Origin of the sequence: Vibrio sp. V42_P2S4T144 (assembly GCF_009904715.1) — a bacterium.
Taxonomy (GTDB): Bacteria; Pseudomonadota; Gammaproteobacteria; order Enterobacterales; family Vibrionaceae; genus Vibrio; species Vibrio alginolyticus.
The window spans coordinates 1-4,863 of record NZ_WXWS01000580.1 but is presented as its reverse complement, the minus strand read 5'-3'; the positions used below and the strand labels follow the sequence as shown (position 1 = coordinate 4,863).

Annotated in this window: 5 protein-coding genes; 2 read left to right on the top strand and 3 right to left on the bottom strand. The window is 44.4% G+C overall.

Going from position 1 to position 4,863, the window contains the following annotated elements; all coding sequences use genetic code 11:
• Window positions 1-112: 112 nt before the first annotated feature.
• The gene (locus CAG68_RS19160) at window positions 113-1,273 is read left to right on the top strand and encodes an MFS transporter (RefSeq protein ID WP_017634647.1); all 1,161 of its coding nucleotides are present in this window, start codon (window positions 113-115) and stop codon (window positions 1,271-1,273) included.
• 49 nt (window positions 1,274-1,322) lie between these two features.
• Here the strand turns inward: CAG68_RS19160 and CAG68_RS19155 are convergent, their stop codons facing one another.
• Together CAG68_RS19155 and CAG68_RS19150 are read right to left on the bottom strand one after the other, a co-directional pair.
• Complete coding sequence (locus CAG68_RS19155; protein WP_025767744.1) at window positions 1,323-1,712, bottom strand: nitrous oxide-stimulated promoter family protein; 390 nt, start codon at window positions 1,710-1,712, stop codon at window positions 1,323-1,325.
• Between the two features lie 14 nt (window positions 1,713-1,726).
• Entirely contained in the window at window positions 1,727-2,236 is a 510-nt protein-coding gene (locus CAG68_RS19150) for a GNAT family N-acetyltransferase (protein WP_047101056.1), read from the bottom strand.
• Window positions 2,237-2,372: 136 nt separating this feature from the next.
• On the opposite strand from CAG68_RS19150, the gene CAG68_RS19145 reads away from it, so the two are divergent.
• Complete coding sequence (locus CAG68_RS19145) at window positions 2,373-2,564, top strand: DUF2986 domain-containing protein (protein ID WP_005376066.1); 192 nt, start codon at window positions 2,373-2,375, stop codon at window positions 2,562-2,564.
• Window positions 2,565-2,613: 49 nt separating this feature from the next.
• Here CAG68_RS19145 and CAG68_RS19140 read toward each other — a convergent pair whose 3' ends face one another.
• On the bottom strand, window positions 2,614-4,785 hold the full coding sequence (locus tag CAG68_RS19140; RefSeq protein WP_047101053.1) for a TonB-dependent receptor: 2,172 nt from the start codon (window positions 4,783-4,785) through the stop codon (window positions 2,614-2,616).
• Window positions 4,786-4,863: the final 78 nt, after the last annotated feature.

Below are 4,863 nucleotides of genomic sequence, written 5' to 3'. Positions count from 1 at the left end.
CAAATATTATTTATCGAAACGACTTAAATTTATCATTTTACTTGCCTAACTATTAGCCTCATATTCGCGCCGAATAACCCTTAGATTTCATTTAACTTATAGGCGCAAAACAGTGGAAAACACAGTCGTTCCTGCAGCATCACCACGAGTTACAGTTCCAGTCGTCGCACTGTCTCTTTATGCGGTGGCTTCGGGCTATTTAATGAGCTTGATCCCTCTCATGCTCGGTGAATACAACATCTCAGCAGATTACGCGAGTTGGTTGGCGAGTGTGTTTTATGGCGGCTTATTAACCGGTGCTATTTTTATTGAACGTATCGTACGTCAAGTTGGTCACCGTAACGCGTTTATTGGTTGCTTGGCCGTATTTTCGCTAACTATCGTCACACTACCCGTGTTTGCTAACGGATTGATGTGGCTTGCCGCTCGCTTTATTGCGGGTATCGCGGTTGCTGGTGTTTTTGTCATTGTTGAATCTTGGCTAATGTCTGGAGACGAAGCATCGCGTGCGAGACGTTTGAGCTTGTACATGCTATCGCTTTATGGTGGTTCAGCATTAGGCCAGTTTGGTATTGGCGTGCTTGGCGTAAGTGGCGGCGTTCCGTTTATTGCGATCACGACGTTGATCTTAATGGCGATGCTGGTGCTAATGTTCATTGAGTGTGAGCAGCCAAACAGCCATGAATCAACCGCTTTATCATTTAAGCAAATTGCCAAACTAAACCATGCAGCAATTATTGGTTGTGTTGTTTCAGGTTTGACCTTAGGCGCGATCTACGGATTAATGCCAGTTGAGTTAACTAACCGTAAAATTAGCCATCAAGACATTGGTACATTGATGGCGCTAGTGATTCTAGGTGGCATGCTAGTTCAACCAATGGTGACCGCGTTAAACAAATACATGAGCCGCACAGTGCTAATGGCGTTTTTCTGTATTTTGGGTATTTTTTCGATCGGTATGACGTTTATTTCCTCGTCAGCCGTGGTATTGGCTGCTGCATTATTCTTTTTAGGTGCAGCTACTTTTGCCTTGTACCCAATTGCAATCAACTTAGGTTGCGAAGGACTTGATGAACGCTTTATTGTCTCTGCGACACAAGTCATGCTGTTTAGCTACAGCATCGGCTCTGTTGCTGGTCCTGTTGTCGCTGATAAATTTATGGGCCAAGAACACGGCTTGCTAGGCTACTTGTTTGCCGCTTTGGTTGCGACTGGCGTATACATGCTACTTGCTGCGAGCAAAACCAAGCAGCGTATGGCCGCTGGCCTCTAACCACGCCGCTTCTACTCAACGAAAACGAGGGCATGTCGCCCTCGTTTTTTTATTCTTCGCATTTTTGTTTAGATAAACGCTTGTGACGGTTTGACGCGTTCGCTGCAGGCTTTTCCGGTACCATTCGCTTTTCATGAAGCAAATGACGAACCGCCAAGATGGGATGTTTCAGTAACATTCTGGGGCCAGAGTAACGCATGACCAAACGCATTTGTTCTTTCGGCTCTGGTTTGTAGCAGTGAATCGGACATTTATTACACGTCGGTTTATTCTCTCCATAAGGACAGCGGTCGAGGCGCACTTCTGCGTATTCAAGCAGCTCATGACATTCTGAGCATAAGTCACGTTTTGTTCCATGATGGTCATGACAGTAAACCTCTACCATGGCTTTTACTGTCTTAAATTCAGTGGCGAGTTTGCCAAGTAAAATATCGCTCATGCGCTATCCAAAAATCACAACATCATTGTGTAAAGTTCTAACGTGCGGCCATTATCATATTGCTGCTCAACTCGTTCAAACTCAAAGCCCAGTTTTTTGAGCAAACTTATACTACGAATATTGTCATTGTTGGTGATGGCAACCAAATTATCGAGTTTCATTTCCTCTCTAGCGTATTCCAGCACTGCGGTTGCAGACTCCGTTCCGTAGCCGAAGCCATAAGCGGAAGGTAAAAATCCATATCCGAGATCATAGTGTTGTAATGTGTCACGTTTAACCAACCCACAAATCCCGATGGGTTGTCCATCTTCTTTCTTCTCTACAACGAGTAAACTCACGCCTCTAATTTTTTGCATGCGTAGCATGTTTTCTTTTATGTAACGCGCCGCTTCATATTCGGTACGAATTTGTTTGTCTCCGACAAAACGGTAGAAGTCTGGGTGGTTATAAAGTTCTAGTATAAATGGTGCATCATTTACACTCACAAGACGCAGTATCAAACGTTCGGTGTACAGTGTTTTCATTTGGGCTCCATTAAAACGCGATAGATGATTGGACATAGGAACGTACTTGAATTTTGCGACCGATACCGGCGCTTATTTAGTTGTAACTTGATAAAAAAGTAACTATCCTGCCTCGCTAAATTAAAGGACCACCACCATGAACCGCAAGAAGAAAATCAATCAGATCTTGAAAGCGAAGCAGAAGAAGCATAACGCTAAGCTACATAAGAGCAATAAGCCGCGTTATATCTCCAAAGCTGAACGCGCGAAAATGGAAGCTGAAGAACAAAACCAAGCTTCAGAACACACGGAAAACGTTGTAGACACAGCGCAGACAGATCAAGCCTAAAAGAAAAGCCGCTTCAAGCGGCTTTTTTGATATTTGGAGCGAGTTAGCTTTAGTATTCAACACTGTAGTTCAGTGTGAATGTGCGACCTCTTCCTTTGTAGTCGTACGCTGCTGCATCGTAGTGTGCTGCATAAAGAATCTGCGCACGTTGTCCCCAAGCGGTTGTGTAGTCTTCGTCAAATAGGTTTTGAATACCAAAACCTAACTGCCCGATAGGTAGTGTTACGTTACCAAGAAGATCAAACGTAGTGTATCCATCTAGTTTGTTGTTTGCGTCATCTTCGTAATCAAACATCGTCTGGCTTTGTAGACGTAGTGAATAGCCATCCTGATAGTAAGCCGCCCACGCGTTCGCTTTTGATGTACTTGCTTTACCCGCACTTAGATCTTCCCACTTACCGTTGGTTTTCAGCTCAGAAACCACATAGTGACCTGATGCACCTAACAAAATATCACGGTTTACCCAGTAGTTAATGTTTGCTTCGGCACCGTATACACGTTGCTCGTCATCAACATTGGTGATTAGGAGCGTCTTCTTGTCATACTTGATTGAGTTATCCGACACCGAGTAGTAACCCGCCGCTTGCAGTGCGACAGTATCCGTATCTAATCGGTAACCAATTTCATAGCTGTCCGTTTTGATGCCCGACATTTTTGAGTCAGATACATTAATGCTATTGTTCAACGCGTAGTGACCATTTGCATCCGCGGCATCGTAGCTACCTTGGCCGTAGTACTTTGCAGGATCAGCGAGTTCGAAACCTTGAGAGAAGTTCGCCCAAAGCTGAGATTCATCGTTAAGCTGATAAATAGTGCCCAAATTAAATAAGCTCACAGAGTAGTCAGTGCTGCCACCTGGTACCGCATCCGCTGATACACCATTACCCGATGCGATCTTCTTTTGTATACTATAGGCAACAAAATCATCAATCTTATTGTCCATGTATTGGTAGCGGTAGCCTGCTTGTACTGACCAATCTTGATTGATTTGGTAATCCCCTTGGACAAATATTGCGTAAGACGCCACATCAACATCTGGGTAACGCCCCACTTCGGCATAGGTTCGATTAATTAAGTTCCCAGAGCTGTTCGCAATGGTTGGATCGAACAGAGCCTGGTTACTTTCAAAACGGTCTAAGTACGCATCGACACCATAAACAAGTTTGAATGACTCCCAGCTTTTAGCTAACGCTAAGCGCCCAGCAAAAACTTCTGTTTTTTGTTGAGAGGCACTTTGGTAATAAGGAGTAAAGGTTTGGTCTTCACTACGGTAAGATAACTCGCCTATCAGTTGATGACCGAATACGCTGTCGTGAGCGTAGTTCGCACTTAAGAGAACTCGCTCTGTACCATGTTCACGGTCGGAATCGAACCCCTCTCGTACATCAACAAATTTATTGTTAACAATGTACAAACCGTATGGCGAATCTTGCTGGCTGTCATAGTATTGTGCGACAAGGTTTAACTTGCTGGCATCGGAGATTTGAATCTCGGTCGATCCCATAACATCGAGCGTTGAATTATACTGCAAGGAGCCCTGTGAAATGTCTGGGGTGACAATGTCGCCATTTGCGTCAAATGCACCTTGTGTCTCGGTGTACACAACCGAACCTCTAGCGGTAATTCGCTCATTACCACCCGAGATAGACTGAGCGAGTTTGTAATCAAAGTCATCGCTGCTATTAAAGCCTGTAGTGCCACTCACGTAGGATTCAAACGACAAGTCATCCGAGTACGCTTTCTTGGTGATAATGTTAATAACACCACCAGTAGCGCCTGCACCATAAATGGAGGTTGCACCAGATAGTACTTCAATTCGCTCGATGTTGAATGGGTCTATTGCATCTAACTGACGACTAATCGGGCGAGAAGACTGTAACGAGACACCATCAATCATTACCAACATTGCTCTACCGCGAAGGTTCTGACCATAGTTAGTTCGACCACCGGTGCCGACGTCTAAAGAAGGGATGGTTGCAGAAAGAATATCACCCAGTGTCTTGCCCGCACGATATTGCTGAGCAATCTCTTCTTGGCCAACAAACCAAACCGTTCCTGGAATATCGGAGATCGATTTCGGCATCACACTGCCTACAACAACCAATTGCTCATCGCTCGGAGTCGATGTTTGTTGAAGATCTTCTGCTGCTATTGAGCTAACTGCGTATCCACTGCTCATCGCAAGTACGATGAGATTGAAAGAAAACGTCCTTTTCATCATTGTATTTATCTTTTTGTTGTCAACAAGAGCATGCAATGATACTTATTCTCACTCTCAAATCGAGCACTGTTACACAAG